This is a genomic window from Myxacorys sp., from assembly GCF_059501405.1.
In genome coordinates this window covers 1-18,637 of the sequence record NZ_JCACCM010000196.1, presented here as the reverse complement: position 1 = coordinate 18,637, position 18,637 = coordinate 1, and the positions used below count along the sequence as shown (strand labels likewise).

General features: G+C 47.6%; 18 protein-coding genes. 15 read left to right on the top strand and 3 right to left on the bottom strand.

Translation table 11 applies throughout. The features are described 5' to 3' along the window. Positions 1-4 precede the first annotated feature (4 nt). Together ychF and AC5I6P_RS28390 are read left to right on the top strand one after the other, a co-directional pair. Complete coding sequence (gene ychF / locus AC5I6P_RS28395; RefSeq protein WP_495697143.1) at positions 5-1,096, top strand: redox-regulated ATPase YchF; 1,092 nt, start codon at positions 5-7, stop codon at positions 1,094-1,096. A gap of 268 nt (positions 1,097-1,364) precedes the next feature. Then, positions 1,365-2,555: a TRC40/GET3/ArsA family transport-energizing ATPase gene (locus AC5I6P_RS28390; RefSeq protein WP_495697142.1), complete on the top strand. Its 1,191-nt coding sequence runs from the start codon at positions 1,365-1,367 to the stop codon at positions 2,553-2,555. Positions 2,556-2,744: 189 nt separating this feature from the next. Here AC5I6P_RS28390 and AC5I6P_RS28385 read toward each other — a convergent pair whose 3' ends face one another. Then, complete coding sequence (locus AC5I6P_RS28385; RefSeq protein ID WP_495697141.1) at positions 2,745-2,957, bottom strand: hypothetical protein; 213 nt, start codon at positions 2,955-2,957, stop codon at positions 2,745-2,747. Between the two features lie 635 nt (positions 2,958-3,592). On the opposite strand from AC5I6P_RS28385, the gene AC5I6P_RS28380 reads away from it, so the two are divergent. From AC5I6P_RS28380 to AC5I6P_RS28320, 13 genes are all read left to right on the top strand, one after another. Further along, positions 3,593-6,958: a VPA1262 family protein gene (locus AC5I6P_RS28380; protein WP_495697140.1), complete on the top strand. Its 3,366-nt coding sequence runs from the start codon at positions 3,593-3,595 to the stop codon at positions 6,956-6,958. A 419-nt stretch (positions 6,959-7,377) separates the two neighbouring features. After that, positions 7,378-8,775 carry a pentapeptide repeat-containing protein gene (locus AC5I6P_RS28375; protein WP_495697139.1) on the top strand — a complete coding sequence of 466 codons (1,398 nt, stop codon included), beginning with the start codon at positions 7,378-7,380 and terminating at the stop codon, positions 8,773-8,775. A gap of 193 nt (positions 8,776-8,968) precedes the next feature. Next, the gene (locus tag AC5I6P_RS28370; RefSeq protein ID WP_495697138.1) at positions 8,969-9,331 is read left to right on the top strand and encodes a hypothetical protein; all 363 of its coding nucleotides are present in this window, start codon (positions 8,969-8,971) and stop codon (positions 9,329-9,331) included. Continuing rightward, a complete protein-coding gene (locus AC5I6P_RS28365; protein WP_495697137.1) occupies positions 9,331-10,086 on the top strand; it encodes a hypothetical protein in 756 nt (251 codons plus the stop codon). Before AC5I6P_RS28370 ends, AC5I6P_RS28365 begins: the two co-directional genes overlap by 1 nt. A 28-nt stretch (positions 10,087-10,114) precedes the next feature. Beyond that, positions 10,115-12,781, top strand: coding sequence for a hypothetical protein (locus AC5I6P_RS28360; RefSeq protein ID WP_495697136.1), 2,667 nt, complete (start codon positions 10,115-10,117; stop codon positions 12,779-12,781). 70 nt (positions 12,782-12,851) lie between these two features. Further along, entirely contained in the window at positions 12,852-14,336 is a 1,485-nt protein-coding gene (locus AC5I6P_RS28355; protein WP_495697135.1) for a hypothetical protein, read from the top strand. 178 nt (positions 14,337-14,514) lie between these two features. Further along, positions 14,515-15,114, top strand: a complete 600-nt coding sequence (locus AC5I6P_RS28350; protein WP_495697134.1) for a hypothetical protein — start codon at positions 14,515-14,517, stop codon at positions 15,112-15,114. A gap of 13 nt (positions 15,115-15,127) precedes the next feature. Next, positions 15,128-15,355 carry a hypothetical protein gene (locus AC5I6P_RS28345; RefSeq protein ID WP_495697133.1) on the top strand — a complete coding sequence of 76 codons (228 nt, stop codon included), beginning with the start codon at positions 15,128-15,130 and terminating at the stop codon, positions 15,353-15,355. Positions 15,356-15,442: 87 nt separating this feature from the next. Next, the gene (locus tag AC5I6P_RS28340) at positions 15,443-15,997 is read left to right on the top strand and encodes a hypothetical protein (RefSeq protein WP_495697132.1); all 555 of its coding nucleotides are present in this window, start codon (positions 15,443-15,445) and stop codon (positions 15,995-15,997) included. Between the two features lies 1 nt (position 15,998). Further along, on the top strand, positions 15,999-16,742 hold the full coding sequence (locus tag AC5I6P_RS28335; protein WP_495697131.1) for a hypothetical protein: 744 nt from the start codon (positions 15,999-16,001) through the stop codon (positions 16,740-16,742). A gap of 13 nt (positions 16,743-16,755) precedes the next feature. Next, positions 16,756-17,094 (top strand): hypothetical protein, encoded by a 339-nt coding sequence (locus AC5I6P_RS28330; RefSeq protein WP_495697130.1) that lies wholly within the window; start codon positions 16,756-16,758, stop codon positions 17,092-17,094. Beyond that, positions 17,081-17,410 (top strand): hypothetical protein, encoded by a 330-nt coding sequence (locus tag AC5I6P_RS28325; RefSeq protein ID WP_495697129.1) that lies wholly within the window; start codon positions 17,081-17,083, stop codon positions 17,408-17,410. Before AC5I6P_RS28330 ends, AC5I6P_RS28325 begins: the two co-directional genes overlap by 14 nt. After that, positions 17,410-17,658 (top strand): hypothetical protein, encoded by a 249-nt coding sequence (locus tag AC5I6P_RS28320; RefSeq protein WP_495697128.1) that lies wholly within the window; start codon positions 17,410-17,412, stop codon positions 17,656-17,658. Before AC5I6P_RS28325 ends, AC5I6P_RS28320 begins: the two co-directional genes overlap by 1 nt. Positions 17,659-17,783: 125 nt before the next feature. On the opposite strand, the gene AC5I6P_RS28315 is transcribed toward AC5I6P_RS28320, so the two are convergent. Together AC5I6P_RS28315 and AC5I6P_RS28310 are read right to left on the bottom strand one after the other, a co-directional pair. Further along, the gene (locus AC5I6P_RS28315) at positions 17,784-18,002 is read right to left on the bottom strand and encodes a hypothetical protein (RefSeq protein WP_495697127.1); all 219 of its coding nucleotides are present in this window, start codon (positions 18,000-18,002) and stop codon (positions 17,784-17,786) included. A gap of 164 nt (positions 18,003-18,166) precedes the next feature. Beyond that, positions 18,167-18,568 (bottom strand): Crp/Fnr family transcriptional regulator, encoded by a 402-nt coding sequence (locus tag AC5I6P_RS28310; protein WP_495697126.1) that lies wholly within the window; start codon positions 18,566-18,568, stop codon positions 18,167-18,169. Between the last annotated feature and the right edge of the window lie 69 nt (positions 18,569-18,637).

The window sequence follows — 18,637 nt, the reverse complement described above, 5'->3', positions numbered from 1 at the left end:
AACTATGCTAAGAGCCGGGATTGTTGGACTCCCCAACGTTGGAAAATCAACTTTATTTAATGCGGTGGTTGCCAATGCCAAAGCCCAAGCCGCCAACTATCCCTTCTGTACGATTGAGCCAAATGTCGGTATTGTCGCCGTCCCTGACGATCGGCTAAAAGTCTTAGCCAATATTTCTAGCTCAGCCGAGATTTTGCCAGCACGAGTCGAATTTGTGGACATCGCTGGATTAGTGAAAGGTGCAAGCCGCGGGGAAGGCTTGGGCAACCAATTTCTCGCCAACATTCGAGAAGTCGATGCGATCGTACATGTGGTGCGCTGCTTTGAAGATGACGACGTGATTCACGTTTCCGGCTCGGTTGATCCGGTGCGCGACATTGAAGTGATCAATCTCGAACTAGGACTGGCTGATTTAGATCAAGTCGAGCGCCGAATTGAACGTGCCCGGAAGCAGTCTCGCACCAGCAAAGAAGCTCAAATCGAAACGGGCGCACTCGAAAAGTTGATTCCAGTCCTCAACGAAGGGAAACCCGCACGTCAAGTCAGTCTCACCGAAGAGGAAGAAGATCTGATCAAACCACTCGGATTGCTGACTCGCAAGCCGATTATCTATGCCACAAATGTTTCTGAAGATGACCTGGCAACAGGTAACGAATGGGTTGAGCAGGTGAGAGCGCTCGCCGCTCAAGAAAACGCTCAAGTCGTGGTGGTGTCGGCTCAAGTTGAATCGGAACTCGTGGAATTGCCAGAGAGCGATCGCGCCGATTTTCTAGAATCGCTAGGCGTCGAAGAAGGCGGGCTAAAGTCACTCATCCGCGCGACTTACGAACTGTTGGGACTGCGAACCTACTTCACGACCGGGCCAAAAGAAACCCGCGCCTGGACAATTCACGCGGGCATGTTAGCGCCTCAAGCCGCAGGCGTCATTCACACAGATTTTGAGCGGGGCTTTATTCGTGCCGAAACCGTAGCTTACAAAGACTTAGTAGCCACAGGCTCAATGGCAGGAGCCAAAGAAAAAGGCTTGGTTCGCAGTGAAGGCAAAGAATACGTCGTTCAAGAAGGCGATGTATTGTTATTCCGCTTTAATGTGTAAACACTGAAGCCATGCCAGTGTAAAGATTGGTACGCGGCTCAGCAATATTACGGAAGGTTGTGTATAATTACAGGTAGAAAGGTTTCGCGGAAGCCTCAAAGCTGAATTTCTACGCCTAATCCAACGGTTTGGATTTCATAGCACCTCGATCTCACGATCGGGGTCTTTTAATTTTTACCTCATCCCTCATCCTTACTCCCTCATCCTCCAGTCGTGTGTGACAATAGGGTTAAAGAATGTAAACATTTCTCATATAGGACTCGATACCATGCGTGTAATCCTCATGACAGGCAAAGGCGGCGTCGGTAAAACCTCGGTGGCTGCCGCAACTGGACTTCGCTGTGCCGAATTAGGATATCGAACGCTGGTATTGAGTACCGACCCGGCTCACTCATTAGCTGACAGCTTCGATCTTGAATTAGGACACGAACCAAGAGAAGTGCGTCCGAATCTTTGGGGAGCCGAACTCGACGCCCTTATGGAGCTTGAAGGGAACTGGGGAGCCGTCAAGCGTTACATCACCCAAGTTTTGCAAGCTCGCGGACTCGAAGGGGTTCAGGCAGAAGAGTTAGCCATCCTGCCGGGCATGGACGAGATTTTTGGACTCGTGCGAATGAAGCGGCACTACGACGAAGGCGAGTTTGATGTACTGATCATCGATTCTGCCCCCACTGGAACCGCTTTGCGGCTACTGAGTCTACCGGAAGTGGGAGGGTGGTACATGCGAAAATTCTACAAGCCGTTTCAGGGGATTTCGGTCGTGTTACGTCCGTTAGTTGAGCCAATCTTTCGCCCGATCGCCGGGTTTTCGCTGCCCGACAAAGAAGTAATGGACGCGCCTTACGAGTTTTACGAACAAATCGAAGCGCTGGAAAAGGTTCTGACTGACCCCACCAAAACTACCGTGCGACTCGTAATGAACCCCGAAAAAATGGTGATTAAAGAATCGCTGCGTGCCCATGCTTATCTGAGTCTTTACAACGTTGCCACTGATCTCGTTGTTGCGAACCGGATCATTCCTGACTCTGTTTCCGATCCGTTCTTCCAAGGTTGGAAGGCACAGCAGCAGGGCTATCGCCAAGAGATTCACGACAATTTTCTACCGTTGCCTGTGAAGGAAGTGCCGCTTTATTCTAAGGAAATGTGTGGCTTAGAATCGCTCGATCGCTTAAAAGAAACGCTCTATCCCGACAACGAAGACCCGACGCAAATTTATTACAAAGAAACAACACTACGAGTCGTTCAAGATCAAAATCAGTACAGCTTGGAGCTTTACTTGCCTGGAATCGCTAAGGATCAGGTTGAGCTAAGCAAAACGGGTGATGAATTGAATGTCCGAATTGGAAATCATCGCCGTAATTTGGTTCTGCCGCAAGCGTTGGCAGCTCTGCAACCATCTGGAGCCAAAATGGAAGACGATTATCTCAAGATTCGCTTTTCTGACCCGGCCAAGGTTTGATCGTCGCCTTGTATTTGAGCGATCGCGATTTGAATGTCTGTTTCGCGTGATTTGGTTGCGATCGCTCTAATTACTTGATAGATCCTAAGAAAAGAATCCAACAGCCTCCATTTAGGAATGCGGTTAATACGGCTCCAATAATGACACCTTTCATGAGTCCAAATTGCCGTTTGCGGTTTAGATAAATCACTAACGAATCACATAGACCAATTGAGCAACGCCCCAACCAATCAAGGCAAACGTTGGAAGCGCAAGAATATTATTAAACGGGGAAGGTAGCGATCGCGCAACAGAGAAAATCAGTTGCGCCACGATCGCACCAACAAAAAGCGCAAGAATATGCACTCCAAATAGTAGAAGAACGCCCTTTAGGAGCTGCGTGGTTTCATTTCTCTGACTCATACTTTTCTGAGTGAATGCAATTATTGCGACTTTCGGAGGGTGGGACGCCCTTGCATCTTCACAACCTGTAATACGCCCTAGGCAATTGTTGACCTACAGCATAGATTACAAGCTCGTGGCGAAGAGAATGAGGCACAACAGCTACCAGGGCAATCATCTACTATCGCCGATGGCCGAATTTGACTACGTTTCAGACTGACTTTGGCACGGCAACTAACCGTAGCGATCGCCCTCTACCCCTAATACAAAGAAGCTAGGAGCGAGAGTTGAATCTCATTCCTAGCTTCCTCTTTGATATACCCTCAGGGGAATTCGAAGCCACGACCATAGATTTAGCTCTATGCTGTGAGCCTTCAGATTCTGTCATCAGCGATCGCGGCTCTGGTCCGACCTTGGGCTTATGAGTCATAGGTACTAGTGGAAATCGCACCTTCAGGGCCCAAGGCATCTTAAGAGCCCTCTCCGGACAAGTACGAGTTCTCTATGGTAGGTAAGTTTCATACTTTTCTTCTTTAGTATTCAGCAAGGAGATGAGCTTGCCGATTGATACCTAAAGACCTGGAATTTTTTCTATTATCTCTATTGTAAGCTTCGCGACTACATTTCAGCACTTCAGCATTCCTTCAGAATTTAATATGTCTAGCGTTTCTCCCGATATCACTCATCTTTTGCAATCTCTTGATACGTTGAGTTTGGATTCTAGACTAGCGAGTATTTTTAGATCCAAACCTGCTCAACTCTGCACCTTTACATTTTGGTTGCTCGAGATTGAATATCAAGGCAAACGCGAGCACCGTTTACTGTTTGGATGGATTGTTCCTAAAGCAGTAGAGAAGTTTAATACTTGGAGCTTTACATCCTTGAAGCGGTGGCAAGCCAATTCCTGTAAGTTTCAGATTCACCGAGTGTCATTTCAGCACTATGGTCAGACTATTCTGAGTGTTATAAAACAGCTTTGCCAAGGTGCTTCGTTAGCTGAGGCCTGTACTGTCGCTGATATCAATATTCCGAAGCGGACCTTTAAAGACTTCTGCTTCGCTGGGTCAGTTCATAAAATTGCTGAATCGTTTGAAGTGTGTCCAATCACTTTTTTGGATACAGCGTGGCATAATCAGTTGACCAAATCGCTGTCGATCGCTTTAGCAAGTCCTGCCTCAAACGCCCCTGCTTTTGTAGGAACATTGTTCTACAAGCGAAAGCTCGATCTCTTTGAGCATCCCACTAGTCAGAATGCTCAAGATCGAGACGAGATAGCCAAGAAATGCCTGTTACATCTACACAAAGAAACGGGATTGAACTTTTGTGCGACTGATATTGCGCGACTTGGAAACTTAGAGTGGATTTGCTGTCCGAGTCTTGACCAGAATGGAACTGCTCAGGTTCTTCTAACGGTAACTCAGGAGTGCGAAGTCACGATCGAGATTCAGCCGAATACTCTACCGATTGGTACGAGTTGTCTAATTCAGTGCCAAGGACAGAGTGAGGGCGTTACTGTATTTGCTCGATCGCGGCTGATTGTGATCACACCTGGGACTACGTGCGTCACGTTTACTGCACCTGAAGCTACCCGAATTGTCACGGCTACGATTTGGCAGCATGATCTAGACTCTGGTGAAGGAGAATTATGGTACCAAGACTCTATATTGATTTTACAGAAGATTAATTTCAATCAAGGAGTTGCTAGTTCCAAGATGCGCCTTTCCTCGAGATGGCTGCAAGAATGCGAGCGAAATTCAAGGGTACGGGAGCGAGCAGAGGCTGCACAGGAAATTCAACAAATTCACTACACTTCCTTTTCTGTTTCAAGTCAGTCTCCTTCTGCTTGGATCATTGCAACCCACGAAGCTCGAGAGTTTGCACAAACGCTGTTTCCAGTTCCTTCAGGTGGAAAATTCTTCCCGAAAGACTGGACGGGGGATGAATTTGGTCGCTTGAGTTTTTCTGAGTGGTTACAAACGCTTGCCAAAAATCCCACAACAGCTCGAATTGTTTTACTCGACCCGTTCTTTGATGAATCCGGCATTGCAGAATTTATCGCCCGAGTGAGTACAGCGCAGACTGAGTATATTGTCGTTACCAACACTACTGCAGCGTCCCGTGAAGGTCCCGAAAAACTGCAAGCTGCGTGTCAAAAGCATCATTTTCTTCTGAGGAATCTAAACTTTCAATTGCTTGATCTTTGTAGGAAAGCAGGCGGAACCGACCAAATCTTTCACGATCGCTATATCTTCGTCTTTGATACCGCAGGAAAAGCTTGCCAAGGGTATCACTTGTCAAATTCAATTCAAGGTGCAACCAAACGTCACCCGCTGCTGATCACCCCAATTCCAGCTGACATTCTGCCTAATGTTTACTGCTACGTTGAACAGTTAATTCATCCAAACGATAGCGCGACTTGGGAAACTGTACAGTTATTTTCCTCAATTGAGAAAAATAATTCCTCGATTGCTCCTCGGTTCGGACTCGCGTCGCTTTCTGATGCCAAGGCGTTTTTTGCGCTGCTGCTTCAAAACCAATCGCTGGCTCTAGAGCAAACTGATCTGGCTGACTATTTGAGAGAACAGGGACTGCTTGATGAAAACGATGATTTTGTCGTGACTTCAGAGGCAAGCGATCATCTCAAAGCTGCGATCACTCAATTTGCCAAGACGTTAACGTCTCTCGATCGAGCAATGTTTAGCGGTCAATGGTCAGATTTCAGTCATTGGCTAAGGCATCTGGTCGATGAATTGCACTCGCACTACTTAGAACAAGTTTGTAAGGTCAGTTGTAATGGTTTGATGGCTCAATTGCACCTCCATCTACTGGAAGAATCATATTCATTGCCGTTCATCGCAGCCTTTAATTCTAGCCACCAGATGGAAGCATTGACGATTGTTGATACCGTGCAAGGCTCGTTTGAGGAGACAATACGACAAGCGCACGTTCTTTTTTTTCACACTGACCCTCATAGTTGGACGCCTTGTCTGAACGACCAAGGTGTTCAGGCAGCCGCAGAAGTTTTTTTAAAGGTCGAGCCGAGCCGGTTAGTGCCTATTCTTTCAGCGTTACTAGCGTTACTAGATGCATTAGCTGCCGAAGATAGAGAAAAATACCAAGCTTGGTCAATCCGGTATCGCTTATCGCGGCTAGTTCAGTCCGTACTGGCCGCGTTGGAATTAGATCAACGCGGTTTTCAACCCAATGAAGCGCTCGTCATCGCGCTGTTGCAAAGCGATATTCCTGGATTACGTGCGATCGCAGCCTTTAATCTTTCACCACTACGCAGTCGTTCACTCACATGGCAGCGCTCCTACCGACTACTCGAAAATTTGCCGTTGTTAGAACAGCTTTACGCCTTTGCAGAATGGATCTATCAGATTCGGATTCAAGAAAATGTGCGACCTGAAAACAGCGAAAAATTGAAAGCCCTCCGCCTCTCAATTTTTCAACAAATGGTTCAGGTAAGTCCTGGTAATTTGTCTAATGCAACTTTAAAACAGGTTGTATGTCAAGCGAGTGGGCCCATTGTTGGAAGTTGGGCGCGATCAACTGCGGTGGAACTCTTGAAGCCCTTTGTTCAATCGGGTAAATTGAACGCAAATCAAGTTTCAGATACTTGGATGTCAATCCTCTATCGGCCCTTGAAGCAATTGATTGCCGATCCACAGCCACAAGCACTCAACGTAATTTCTAACACCTTATCTCGCGAAGGCGAAGAATTGATTGGAGTCGCTGCTGAAGCCCTACTTGCGTCCGGTCGAGAGGAGCGCGAAAGATGGACGGAAGAGTTAGTGACGCTTCACCGATCCGCTAAACGAATTGCTGAGAAGCCGTTTGCTCAAGCAGATGAGAGTAGATGGGCGAATGCTCAACTTTGCCTTGCCCGATTAGATGAATTTGTTGAATGGTTGTTTCTGAATAGTTGTTTAAAGACACTCGAAACTCGCTCGATGTGGACTTGCAATCGCTATCTGCTCTGCTTCACAAGCACGATCCTAAATACTAAACTCGTCGGGTAATAACGAGTAGGAGAAACATTTTTTCCCAGCGAAGAGCGAACGATACAACTGTATTTCGATATCCCTAAAAACTTTCAGCCTCAAACTTTGCTGATTGACACCGTAGCTCCGGTTCAAGTGAAGCTGAAATAACCGCATTTACTGTAAACCGCAAATAAATTCCTTTACCCAAAATGGTTGTGGCTTTGTTTCTTCCGTATTTGCTTCAAAAGCATGGAAGAACAAAGTTTTGTGCTGTCAAGCTTTTAGAGGGCTTAAACCTCTTTATCCTTTGCGGTATGCAACTAATTTTGCAGTAGACGTGACCAGACACGCAATTTCCTAACAGCTTTTATATAAAACTATAAAAGCTGAATAAGTTGATCCATATGATCTTCTTACAGGAAAATTTGTGGCTGCACTGCTGGGAGGAGCGAGCAATGAGAGACGCGGATAGTTCACAAGAACCAGTCAAGCCGCCTTTAGAAGATGGCAGAGAACAAAACCAGGAGCCTGTAACTGAGAACTCTGTGACTGAGGTTTCCCCTCAAACGCCAAGGAACAGAACTGGCATCTATTTGGTGGTTGTCGGATTGGTTGTGATTACGGTTGCAGTGATCCTCTCCAAATTTCCAATCCCTGGGGACTGGGTCGGTATGGCAACAAGTGAGGAGAAATCTCAGGTAGCTATAGAAGAAGCAAACGGCAAGACCACCAAAACAACCACCACAATTAAAACTGAGCCGTCCAAAACGCTTTGGGATTGGATGAGTTTGCTTCTTGCTCCTGCAACTTTAGCGGTTCTTGGCTTCGTGTTCCAGTCATCACAGGAACAGGCAAAAGCTGCTAGAGAAGAGGTTGAGAAGAAAGCGGAAGCCGCCGCCAAAAAGAGAGCTGAGGAACAAGCACAAGCAGAAAAGGACAGAGCTGAGGAACAAGCACAAGCAGAAAAGGACAGAGCTGAAGATAGGCAGCGTGACGACGCGATAGAAGCCTACATAAATAGCATCTCAGACCTATTGGTTGGCAAGAGTTTGAGTATTCTAGCCAAACAAAAGGCGAGAGGTATGCTCAAGAAGGGACAACAGGATCTGCTCGATGCAGGCATGGATGTTATTCGTGCTAGAACGTTGTCAATATTCCGAAGGTTCACGGATTATGAAGACCGGAACCGTACAGATGGAGAACGCAAGGGCAGCATTCTGCTATTTCTTTACGATACAGGACTGATAAGGAAGCAGAAAGAGGATGAGCAAGGGCAAGAAGATACAGAGCCGAAACAATTTCAAGCTTTGCTATCCCTCAGCGGTGCCGACCTCAGCGGTGCCAACCTCAGTGGTGCCGACCTCAAGGGTGCCAACCTCAAGGGTGCCGACCTCAGCGGTGCCGACCTCCGCTTTGCCAGGCTCAACGGTGCCGACCTCAGCGGTGCCGACCTCATCGGTGCCAACCTCATCGGTGCCAACCTCGGTTATGCCGACCTCAGTTATGCCAACCTCAGCGGTGCCAGGCTCAACGGTGCCAACCTCAACGGTGCCAACCTCAGCGGTGCCAGGCTCAGCGGTGCCAGGCTCAGCCGTGCCGACCTCGGCGGTGCCGACCTCCGCAGTGCTATCCTATTTACCGTGGATTTAAGCCAAACAAACTCACTCACCCTACAACAGCTAGAAGTAAAAGAGCAGCCGTTATTGTGCAGGGTCAAATTGCCCAAAAATATTGAAGTTGACCCTAATCGAGACTGTGAAAACTTACCAGAAGTATTGCTAAAGAGGTATCCCGAACAATTTGAGAATCTGGCGAAAGATCAGGCAGACGTGAATGAGCATTCAAAGTCCTAAACCGTCTGTCCCTCTACGATCTACAACTTTATTTGCTAGTAAAGAACTTTATTCGCAGTAGACATTTACTTCTTTCAGAGTCAGAGCCGCTCGTCATTTTGCGATCGCGGTGTCGATTTGTCATGGCTAATTGCGCCAAAACCCTTATCTGAAGCTACTCTTGATGAGTCTGTTTTAGATTTGGAGCTTCCCCATGACCCAACCCGTGATTACTTCTTACTTCGGCTCGACAGCAACGGTGATTGATTCAACGCAATCGATCACCGCTTCCCCCACGGCCCCAGCTCTAATAATTCCGTTTGATGCCCTCGCCAGCGCTGGCCTGGATAATGCAGCCAGCATGAGCGACCCAGACAAGGTTTTCGGGGCAATTCTCAAACTCGCTCGAACCTTCACAACTGCGGATACCGATGAGGAAAGCGGGATTGAGGTAGGCAACCCTAGAAAAACCTTTGTGGTCCGTGGCAACAGTCAGAAAATTGGCTATGACTACTCGGTAACTGTCTACACGGCAGACACTACGCCGGCAGAATTTGACCCGGATAGTGTGATCTAATGCCTAGACAGCTTATCTATCAAGGGTGCGACGGAAAAGACGCAGCCGTTGTGGAGTGGAACCCACAGAACACGGAAGCACCCGCAGCTTTCAAAACCGACCTGACGCCGATCAAGGTCTATCTCTCACCCCCTGATGCTCAAGGGGGTGAGCTGAATCCTTACCAGTATTACGAATTCTTCTATCGGTACAAACAGAAGCAATACAACTCCGCAGCCGGTGGACCTAATACCTATTGGGTGGAGCTAGACATCGAGGGAAACCCGTTGATCTCTAGCTTCTATGTGTATGGAGCGCCTAGCAATTTGCGCCTAGTGCTTCAGGGGATAGATCCTAATGGAATCTCTAGAAATTTCTGGACAATCACGGTAGACGGTATCAGCTACGACTACATCTACAACGAAACAACCGATCAGTGGGAACAAATCGACGTACCCTACCAAGAGGACATCGGATTCCTTGAAAGCTACAGCCAGCCGATATATTCAGGCCAAACTTACGGTGAAACTGAAATTCTAGAGAAATGGGTAATAGATGAGAACGGAAACAGGAAAGAATTTGGAGGGGCGATAGGAGGAACGACTTGGAAAATAGCGGTCGAATCGTCGATTGATGGCACTTATGAGCAAATATTCGAGCAAACATTTCTGTCAGAGCCGCAAAACATTCGCGTAGACTGCGACCAATGTTCTAATGAATGCCTGAAAATCGTTAGCGATGATAGAAAACGGTTCACTTGTGTGTGCAGAGACTAGCACTTAAAGCAAATAGGAATAGAAACACATGCCTGATAATGGCTTAACGCTTCAAGAGTTAAGTGATAATATCCGCCAAAAAATGACGGGTGACTTTGAGGCAACGAAAAAAGCGTTTGAGGACTTATACAAGAAAAGCGGCGTAGGTGACAATCTAGACGTAATTAGGAAGAATTTAGAGAAGCAGATCAAGCCCGTTACAGATGTAGTTAACGATCAAAAGGTAAAGGATTTCGTCAAGAAACCAGACGGGTTCTTTAAAAAGTGGATCATCGATCCGATCGTTAACACATTCGATAAGTCGATTCTAAAGCCGGTTGCAAAGTCGATTGATGAAATCGCTTTTAAGCCACTGTCTAGGGCATTAAGCGACGGGTTCAGAGCTGCCGATCGCGTTCTATCCGGTTGGCTGCGGCCTATCGGTCGGTCGATCGATTCTGCGGGGCAATACTTGCGTAGAATCGTTGGAGATATAAAAGGGGTACAGCGTACCGCGTCGAGCGCGCTAGGAACTGCTTTAGAAACTTCTCGAAACGTTGGCAGGATGGCAGATGATGTTATCCCGGCTGTTCGTGTTCTGGGCAAAATTTCAGGAACGCTTCTGAAGGTGCTACCGATCATCGGCTTGATTTTCGACATGCTTTCAGCCAATGAGATTTTCAAGGCGATCGAGGCCCAAAAAACGCAGCTGATCGCCTTGAATCAGCAAGGGAGAGACAGCAAAGCGGCCTATGATTTGATGAAAATTCAAAATGATCGGCTTGCTTTGCTAGTTCGCGAACAGACCGCAATTAAAGAGACGTTGCGACGGTTCAACTATACAGAGCTAGATTTGAGACTAGATCGCATTGAAGGGCAGCTCCGAAATCTCGGAGCTGGTAGCCAGAATGGGCAGAAAGTAGACTTGTCACCCCTAGACAGCAAGTTAGGAGTGATTCAAAGCCAATTAGACCGGCTCGGCAGTTCAAGCGGTCAGAAGGTCGATTTAAGCCCCGTACAGAGCCAACTAAATGACCTTAAGGCATCCGTGGCGAGAATTCCTACCACGGCTGGAAAAGTCGATTTAAGCCCCGTACAGAGCCAACTAAATGACCTTAAGGCATCCGTGGCGAGAATTCCTACCACGGCTGGAAAAGTCGATTTAAGCCCAATTCAGAGCCAATTAACCGACCTTAGAGCATCCGTCGCTCGGATTCCTACCACGGCCCCAAGAGTCGATTTAAGCCCAATTCAGAGCCAATTAACCGACCTTAAAGCCTCGATCGCTCGGATTCCTACCACTCAGCCGGTCATTCCCAGACCTGACTATTCATCTATATTGCAAGCGATCGGAGCTGTTTCAAACCTCTTACAGCCATTGGCAGGCATTCCGCCCACACTCGCGAGAATTGCGACTAGGCAGGTTGAGTGTTGCTTAGAGTTTCGCACCGGAAACAATGACGTGCTGGGGAATTTAGCGAATGCGTTAGCCGCTCTGGACGGTCTAAGAGGGGATGTAAACGAACTTAAAGCCGATGATGAGGTCCAGTACAGCCCCGTGGCGATGAAAATCTTTAAGTCCTGCACGAAGATTGTGAATGGCAAGTCTGTTAAAGAAATCGATTTTGATCTCCAGACTATTCAGGTTCTGCAATCCGATGCTGCCATCTACCAGGCGCTAAGCGATCAACTCTTCGCCCTGGCGAGTGCCCAATGCAGCCGGTCAGAACCGAACGAAGATCTTTTGAAGCGTGTTTATAACATTCTGGGTGGGGTGATTTGGTTTAGCGGGGACCGACCCGAGGGACTTGATCCAGAAATTCCTTATTACAAAGGTGACTTTGCGACTGGATTAAAAGGTCTGAGTCAGATTTTGTACGATGCCGATGGCAACGCAATTCCTACAGCATCCTGGGATTTAATCGATTTAACCCGCAATAGCTTAGTGCCTAGCTTCTATCACGCTGGATTGCATCGGCTACCGGCGACAGTGCCCACAAAAATTCATCTAAAACAGGATGAGACGGAAACCACAGAGAAGATTGACACTCTCGTAGACTTCCAAAACTGGCAGTTTAAGCAGCTCGATAGCGCATTAGGTTACTATCCCCTAAACATCAAGTACAAAGACGCTACGGGTACAGAGAAGCTGATTGAGATTGAGAATCTATCAGAAGCAATCAGCGAAATTGTTGGTTTGCTGCTGTCACTTGATAGTGATACGGACCTAATCTCTGAGGTTGCCATCAAAAACGTCGGTGAAACCGTCCAAAATAAAGCACAAATCAGCCTCGCCGTAGACTATCTCCGGGCAATCAGTGACTTTTTAGGATTCAAGTTTGAGACGGGCAGTAAAAAGTTACAGCTCCCCATTGATCCGCGTAGTAAGTCAGTGAAGGGATTTCTAGAGAAATCCGAGGTAGACATTCAATCGATTGTGCTGAAAGAGTCGGACGATAACGACATCATCTCTAAGCTCAATCAGTTGCTCATTGTTACCGGCATGACCCGCGCCGCCGTGACCAAAAAAGCACTCGCCGGGAAATTAGACGGGGACAAAATTAAGGAAGAAATTGCGGAAAGTGATGATGACTGGGACAAGTTCATTCAGTACCTCAACGAAATCCCCGCAGGGTTAAAAAATCCAGGTGACGCCACACCTAAAGCTAGGGACAAAACGAGCTACCTTAGCCCTACCGACCAGACGGACGGGTGAGTGTCTTTCAATTAAATAGCGAGTGGAACACTAGCACCAAACGATTCCACAGAAAGGAGGTAGAGGGGTTATGACTACGGGATTGCTCACGCTCACGCGCTCGCAACTGTTCAGTAAGGTAGCCAGAGACATCGCCGGTGAGAAGGTTATCGACATTTACGGCGCGTTGACTCGTGAGCAAGACGGGGACTTGTCCACGGGTGGAGGGACCGGGGGAGGAGGCATTTTAGACTTTATCTTTAACACGGGGAAAAAGCTTCTAGGGTTTGCCCTCAGTGCGATCGTCAGCATCGGAGGATGGGCACTGAGCAAATTAAGCCAGTGGTTCATGTCTGCGATTTTGACGATCTACACCTATGACTGGGCGCAAACTGATGCCATGCTGCAAAACCAGATCAAGCAAAACGGTCTAGCGGTCGTCACGTCGCTCGGTGAATTAGTGGGAAGTGGCGCGGTCTGGTTAGGCTCGATCGCCATCGCCGGGGCCGCGACATTCAAATTTCCAATTATCGCCGGACACGTTCTACTGAAGCTGGCAGAAGAGGGAGGGGAGGAGCTGCGCTCTAAACTGCTAGGACTCGTGAACACTGCCGTCACGAAAGCCGGTGAGAGCGCGATGATTCAGGCGATGCTGACCATGAGGCGTTTAAGGCTATTTGGTGCAAAACCAATCAACGAGTACAAAGAACCCTGGATTATTAGCGATCAAATCGAGAAGAAAATTGAGAGCGTCCCTGATGCGACTTTAAAGGCTTTTCTAACAGGATTAAAAGAAGGAGTAGAGGATTCTGTATTTGAAGCGCTATATGTCGTGACGTTTGGCATTGAGGAAGCCTTCAAGGCGAGTAAGCTTGCTGCTGTGGCACACGCCGGGAAAGAGAAGCTGATAGAACTCCAGCCGGATCAGCGAAACGACGATGAATCTATCGTCCTGCGGGGTAGAGCCAGTGAACTCAAGCCGATCGCGACGAATATTCTTGGAACGGGCAAACTCGTTCGTAATCGTGAAATTGGGCAGTTTGTAGGGTATCCCCTGATCGATTACGTCAAGGCCAATCCTCACGTCCGTAAACTATCGGTGACGTTCAGAGGGAAGGAGAAACCCCCTTATCGGAGTGTTGAGGGGAACCTGATCAAGACGGTCAATTACAACATTCCAGACGTCAAAATAGGCTTGACATGGGAACAAATCAAACTAGCGATGACGCCGTTTGAATGGGGGAAGTATCGCTGTACAGCAAACCTCAAGAACGGGCGTCAGATGGCAGTTTACGGGGCTAGTCCGAGTGAAGCCGAAAGCACCCTCAGAAAACTGCTGACGCTATCGACAACGGAGATTCTAACGCTGTCCATAACAGAAGAGAAGGACAGAAATATCAAGTTAAAGAAGGACACGATTAGAGTCTTTCCCGCTTATGCCACTCTGCTGACTCGTCAGACGGACGGCACAGATCCCGATTACGTAGACCTTGAGGGGAAGGGATACGCTAATTTTACGCAGAAGTTGGAAATGTATCACGACTCAGAACCTCCCGAAAGTCCAGTTTTGAAGTAACCCGATATTGCAATCTTCAAGTCAGCTCTGAACTACTTTGAGAACTCATAACCCATAGGGTTATACACGCACAAACGAGCAAAACCCTTTCCACGTAAGGTGTTGCGAATTTGACTCTAGCGGGTAATGTAGACATAGTTTTACTATTCTTGCTGGTTTTTTAGAGAGGTCATCTCAGATGGGCAATCCGCGTAAGTCTCGTGATCGGGTAATGGTAACGCCGTTCACGGGTGCAACAATCAAGTATGGATTCTTGACCAATACCGAAGCGGCGGCGCGTACGGCTCTAGGTCAAGTTGCTGCGGCAGAAGGTACGGCCAAGTTGGTCTTTGGTGCAAACACACCGAAACCTGGTAGAGCTTCCAAGGGTGGGACCAATTCTTACTACTCAATTGAGCAGAGGGCTACTTTGTTGGCTGCAAAATGGAATCTCAGCTCGCCATTCGTCAAGCCGCAACGCTCTAGCACCAAGACTAAAGCGGTTTTTGTTGAGGTGGATACTGTCAAGTATGCGTGGAAAATGCCGCTTGCTACCTATACCGCGATTGGCGCGGATCGAGCTAATTTAGGTATCCAGGACTGCGTAGCGACCGAGAAGGATTACGTCACGGGCACAAACTTCCCTCGACCTCAGCGAGCGCGAAAGCTGATCCTCGTTGGGACGGGTGCAGAACAAACCGAAGAATCCTATTCAACCTTTGTTGATGATGACGCCGTAGGGACTGGGCTACCTACTGGATGGACGATCATCAACGCAGGTAAGCAGCTCGTCCAGTAACAAGGTTTGACCAATGGATTCTATTCTCCTCCTTCCGGGTTCCTTTGAATTTGAGCAAACTTTAATTAGGGCTTGGGACATCCTTTACGGTAACGTTTCTCCTGTATGCGTTATCGGTAGCGATGGGTTGCCTCGTTCCGTAAATGAAGACGAATTAGAGGAATACCTAGAGGGTGGGGAGTACGAAGAAAGACAGTCAATCCTTGAATTACCTGTAGTTGTGGGGACGTGCTTTGATTAGGCGAGAAAATAACACAACAAAATAATGTGACGCTTTTTTCTCGCTTAATAAGCGTAACGGGTAACGGTAAGGTCAATAGTAGAAATCATGGCTTGGACAACACTTTTTGAAGGCATTATTACTAGAGACTGGCAGTACACCTTACCCATGGATGCTCAGGTTATTAGAATTAGGAATCTATCGACCAGTCCAACGCCTTTTGTGTCGAAAGGATGGATTGCTAGAAGTAGAGAGAATGCAGGCGTCAAAGAAATTTTCTACCTGCGTCATTTCTTTAGTGACAAAGAGACGTTAATTCTAGACCTAAGTGAATCTCCTAATTGGCTTTATTCTTCTAGCGTTGCGGTGAGACGGTCTAGGCATTACAAGATCAACTGGACGATAGCAATCGACTATCTAGAGGGTTACGACTTGAACAGGCAAAAGCGAGTCTTTACGGTAACTCAAGACCAATTAGAGAATGGCTTGTTCGTTGCAAATCATGACCTTCAAGAAGAATTCGTGTCTTACGATGTCTGGGATAGCAATAAGCGACATTTTGAAGTCGCAGATGTCACCATTGCAGATGACAGTAATCTTATTTTTGATTTCAGCCCACTAGAGCCGCTAGAGGGATTCTATAAGGTCGTGATCTATAAGTGACATGAGTAGATTTCTAATTCTGCGGTTGTTAGACAAGGGTGACAAGTTCATTCAGTTATTTGTTAAAGGTTTAACTGAGAACTATAACCTTAAATTTCCCTCTAGTAAGCCGCTTACAGGTCAATCACTTAGATTTGCCGATGACAACGGCGCGATCGAATGGGTGGAGCTGCAATCTAATGCATCCGTAGACCTAACCGCGATCGATCAACAAATTGCTGCCAATGCCGCTAGTATTGCAACTACCAATCAAAATCTCGCTAGTTTGAGTCAATCAGTAGTAAGTACACAGCAAACTTTAGCGAGCAAAGAAGATTCTGGAGTAGCGGCAAATTTACTAGCTCAGCATTTAGCGGCGTTTAGCCATAGCAGTTTTATAACGACTACAGAGTTTGAACAATCCAACCAAGTTATTTTCGATTTAATTGATGATTTGCAGTCTCAAATAACCTCGTTAAACACTTACGCTACTAGCAACACTCGCAAAACTCTAGTAATTCAACCTGACGCAGGCTCCACAACAGATTTACTACAAGTCAAATCAGCAACCGGGGTTATAGGGTTGAGAGTCGCTTTTGATGGAGCGATAACATTAGGTTCTACAAATGGTGCGCTAGGGATGAGAGGCGCTACCCCTGGCGGGAAAGCAAGCATTACAGGCTCTAGAGGCGGAAATACAGCGTTAGGCGATCTGCTAACGAAGTTAGGCAATCAGGGTTACTTCACGAACAACACGAGCGCTTAAGGGGCAAAACCACATGTTTTACACTTCCGAAGGGGTGACCATTACTCGCAGCACGCTAAGACGGACAGAGGAAATCCTTATCAAGGGGGCTACACTGGCTGAAATTTGGCGCTCTACGGTCGTTCAATCGAGCGATGGTATGGAACACGTCGCAAGGGATTCTGAACCCTTGCTGGTGACTCCTGACGATGTGGTGCTATTGGCTGAGCAGTGGGAAAACTTACCACAATATCACGCGATATTTGGCACGAAAGAGGCGTTGATCGCGTCACTGACTGTGGCGATGCCTACACTAATGTTTATCGGTGACGCAGCAGATAAGCGGAGAATGCAATCCAATGCTGAAAGTTGAAACCGTCGCATTCTTCCTTACCGTTCTCTCGTTCTGCATCGCCACTAGTACAACCGTCTGGAAGATGTCAGCGAGTTTGGCAACGATGAAAGCCGAATTGCGCGAACTGATTTTTCAGTCGCAGCATGAACTAGACGCTAAGACCAAAGAGATGGGCCATATTGATGACAAGCTAATGCTAGGAATCAATGGCGCGATGGAAATCGCTCAACACGTCAGGGAGAGGACCGACCGAACCCACGAGCAAGTAAGCAGCCGGATAACAGACATAGAGCTGTTTTTATCAAAGCATCTTCAATTTGAGCGGAGGAAGTGATGTCAGTAGTACGAGAAGCCGATGTGTTAACCAATCAGGGAATGATCCGGCTGTGGTTGAGAGAAGCGGGAATGCTCGATAGCATTGCAACGGCGATCGCTCTGCATACGCTCGCCCTAGAAATTCAAAGGAATTGTGCGATCATCGGCTGCGACGATGCCACGGTGATCGAAGAACCTCAGAAGGATGGAATTACCTCTGAAGGATTAAATTTAGTCAATCTGAGCCATAATTTCACTCAGGACTAGAAAAGGACTATATAACCGAAAGGTGATAGTTTGAAACCCGCATTCTCTCGTTTGTCATCAGGGGGCATCTGAACGAGAGAATGCGGGTTTTGAGTTGGTTAACTGCCTTATGGAGCAGAAGCTCACTACTCCACTACTGATAGATTGTGTTCTTCATACCATTCTTCATTGCTGTCGTTGGTAGGCTGTGTTCCCTCCACGACACAGTAGGACCACGCGTACTTCTCTCGCTTTACTCCAATGACGTAGCCAACCTCCTTCTCTGCTTGGACTTTCTGACCAAGATGATATTTGGGAATCATGAAGGGAATGACAGAGGCATCGATTTTGATTTGTTCAACCATTGTTATTTTCCTTTGACACGTTTAAGCCCCTCCAAATTGCTTTGTGAGGGGCTTCTTTTATGGTTCCCAAGTTGCTGTGTGGAGCAGGATACCTGCTCAAGCCTGCAGTGCTAACGGGGTTAACAGAGCCGTGGTGCCGATTATGGAGTACATAAGGGGCGAAACTACTCGCACGCAATGAGCAGCGATCGCCCACTCATCGCTTTGATCAGGCCATAACACTCACAGCTTGCTTCTTCTAAATGTTCGCGATCAACTATCGTAATTCTGCCTCGCCCATAGCGGATGAGTCCTGCCTCTTGCAGGATTCCTGCCGCGACCGTCACTCCTGACCTCCGGGTGCCAAGCATCTGAGAAATAAAGTCTTGAGTCAGCGGGAGGTCATTCGAATCGATACGATCGCTCACCATCAGCAGCCACCGCGCTAATCGTTCTTCAATGCTATGGCGGCGGAAGCAGGCTCCCCCCTGGGCCACCTGAAAAAATAGAGTCTGCATGTACCTTAGCAGCAGGCGTTGCAGCCGTCCTCCTCGCTCGAACTCTGCCTTAAAGGGTGCTGCCGCCATGCGTACCCCACTATCGCAGGGCTAGTTTATTGACCGTAGAAAAAGCAGAATAGCGTCGATGTTTCTGCC

Coding starts and splice junctions, on each gene's coding strand:
- AC5I6P_RS28325 (WP_495697129.1), top strand. CDS start 17,081: ATGCTGAAAGTTGAAACCGTCGCATTCTTCCTTACCGTTCTCTCGTTC.
- AC5I6P_RS28350 (WP_495697134.1), top strand. CDS start 14,515: ATGGGCAATCCGCGTAAGTCTCGTGATCGGGTAATGGTAACGCCGTTC.
- AC5I6P_RS28380 (WP_495697140.1), top strand. CDS start 3,593: ATGTCTAGCGTTTCTCCCGATATCACTCATCTTTTGCAATCTCTTGAT.
- AC5I6P_RS28355 (WP_495697135.1), top strand. CDS start 12,852: ATGACTACGGGATTGCTCACGCTCACGCGCTCGCAACTGTTCAGTAAG.
- AC5I6P_RS28370 (WP_495697138.1), top strand. CDS start 8,969: ATGACCCAACCCGTGATTACTTCTTACTTCGGCTCGACAGCAACGGTG.
- AC5I6P_RS28375 (WP_495697139.1), top strand. CDS start 7,378: ATGAGAGACGCGGATAGTTCACAAGAACCAGTCAAGCCGCCTTTAGAA.
- AC5I6P_RS28320 (WP_495697128.1), top strand. CDS start 17,410: ATGTCAGTAGTACGAGAAGCCGATGTGTTAACCAATCAGGGAATGATC.
- AC5I6P_RS28345 (WP_495697133.1), top strand. CDS start 15,128: ATGGATTCTATTCTCCTCCTTCCGGGTTCCTTTGAATTTGAGCAAACT.
- AC5I6P_RS28365 (WP_495697137.1), top strand. CDS start 9,331: ATGCCTAGACAGCTTATCTATCAAGGGTGCGACGGAAAAGACGCAGCC.
- AC5I6P_RS28390 (WP_495697142.1), top strand. CDS start 1,365: ATGCGTGTAATCCTCATGACAGGCAAAGGCGGCGTCGGTAAAACCTCG.
- AC5I6P_RS28310 (WP_495697126.1), bottom strand. CDS start 18,568: ATGGCGGCAGCACCCTTTAAGGCAGAGTTCGAGCGAGGAGGACGGCTG.
- AC5I6P_RS28315 (WP_495697127.1), bottom strand. CDS start 18,002: ATGGTTGAACAAATCAAAATCGATGCCTCTGTCATTCCCTTCATGATT.
- ychF (WP_495697143.1), top strand. CDS start 5: ATGCTAAGAGCCGGGATTGTTGGACTCCCCAACGTTGGAAAATCAACT.
- AC5I6P_RS28360 (WP_495697136.1), top strand. CDS start 10,115: ATGCCTGATAATGGCTTAACGCTTCAAGAGTTAAGTGATAATATCCGC.
- AC5I6P_RS28330 (WP_495697130.1), top strand. CDS start 16,756: ATGTTTTACACTTCCGAAGGGGTGACCATTACTCGCAGCACGCTAAGA.
- AC5I6P_RS28385 (WP_495697141.1), bottom strand. CDS start 2,957: ATGAGTCAGAGAAATGAAACCACGCAGCTCCTAAAGGGCGTTCTTCTA.
- AC5I6P_RS28340 (WP_495697132.1), top strand. CDS start 15,443: ATGGCTTGGACAACACTTTTTGAAGGCATTATTACTAGAGACTGGCAG.
- AC5I6P_RS28335 (WP_495697131.1), top strand. CDS start 15,999: ATGAGTAGATTTCTAATTCTGCGGTTGTTAGACAAGGGTGACAAGTTC.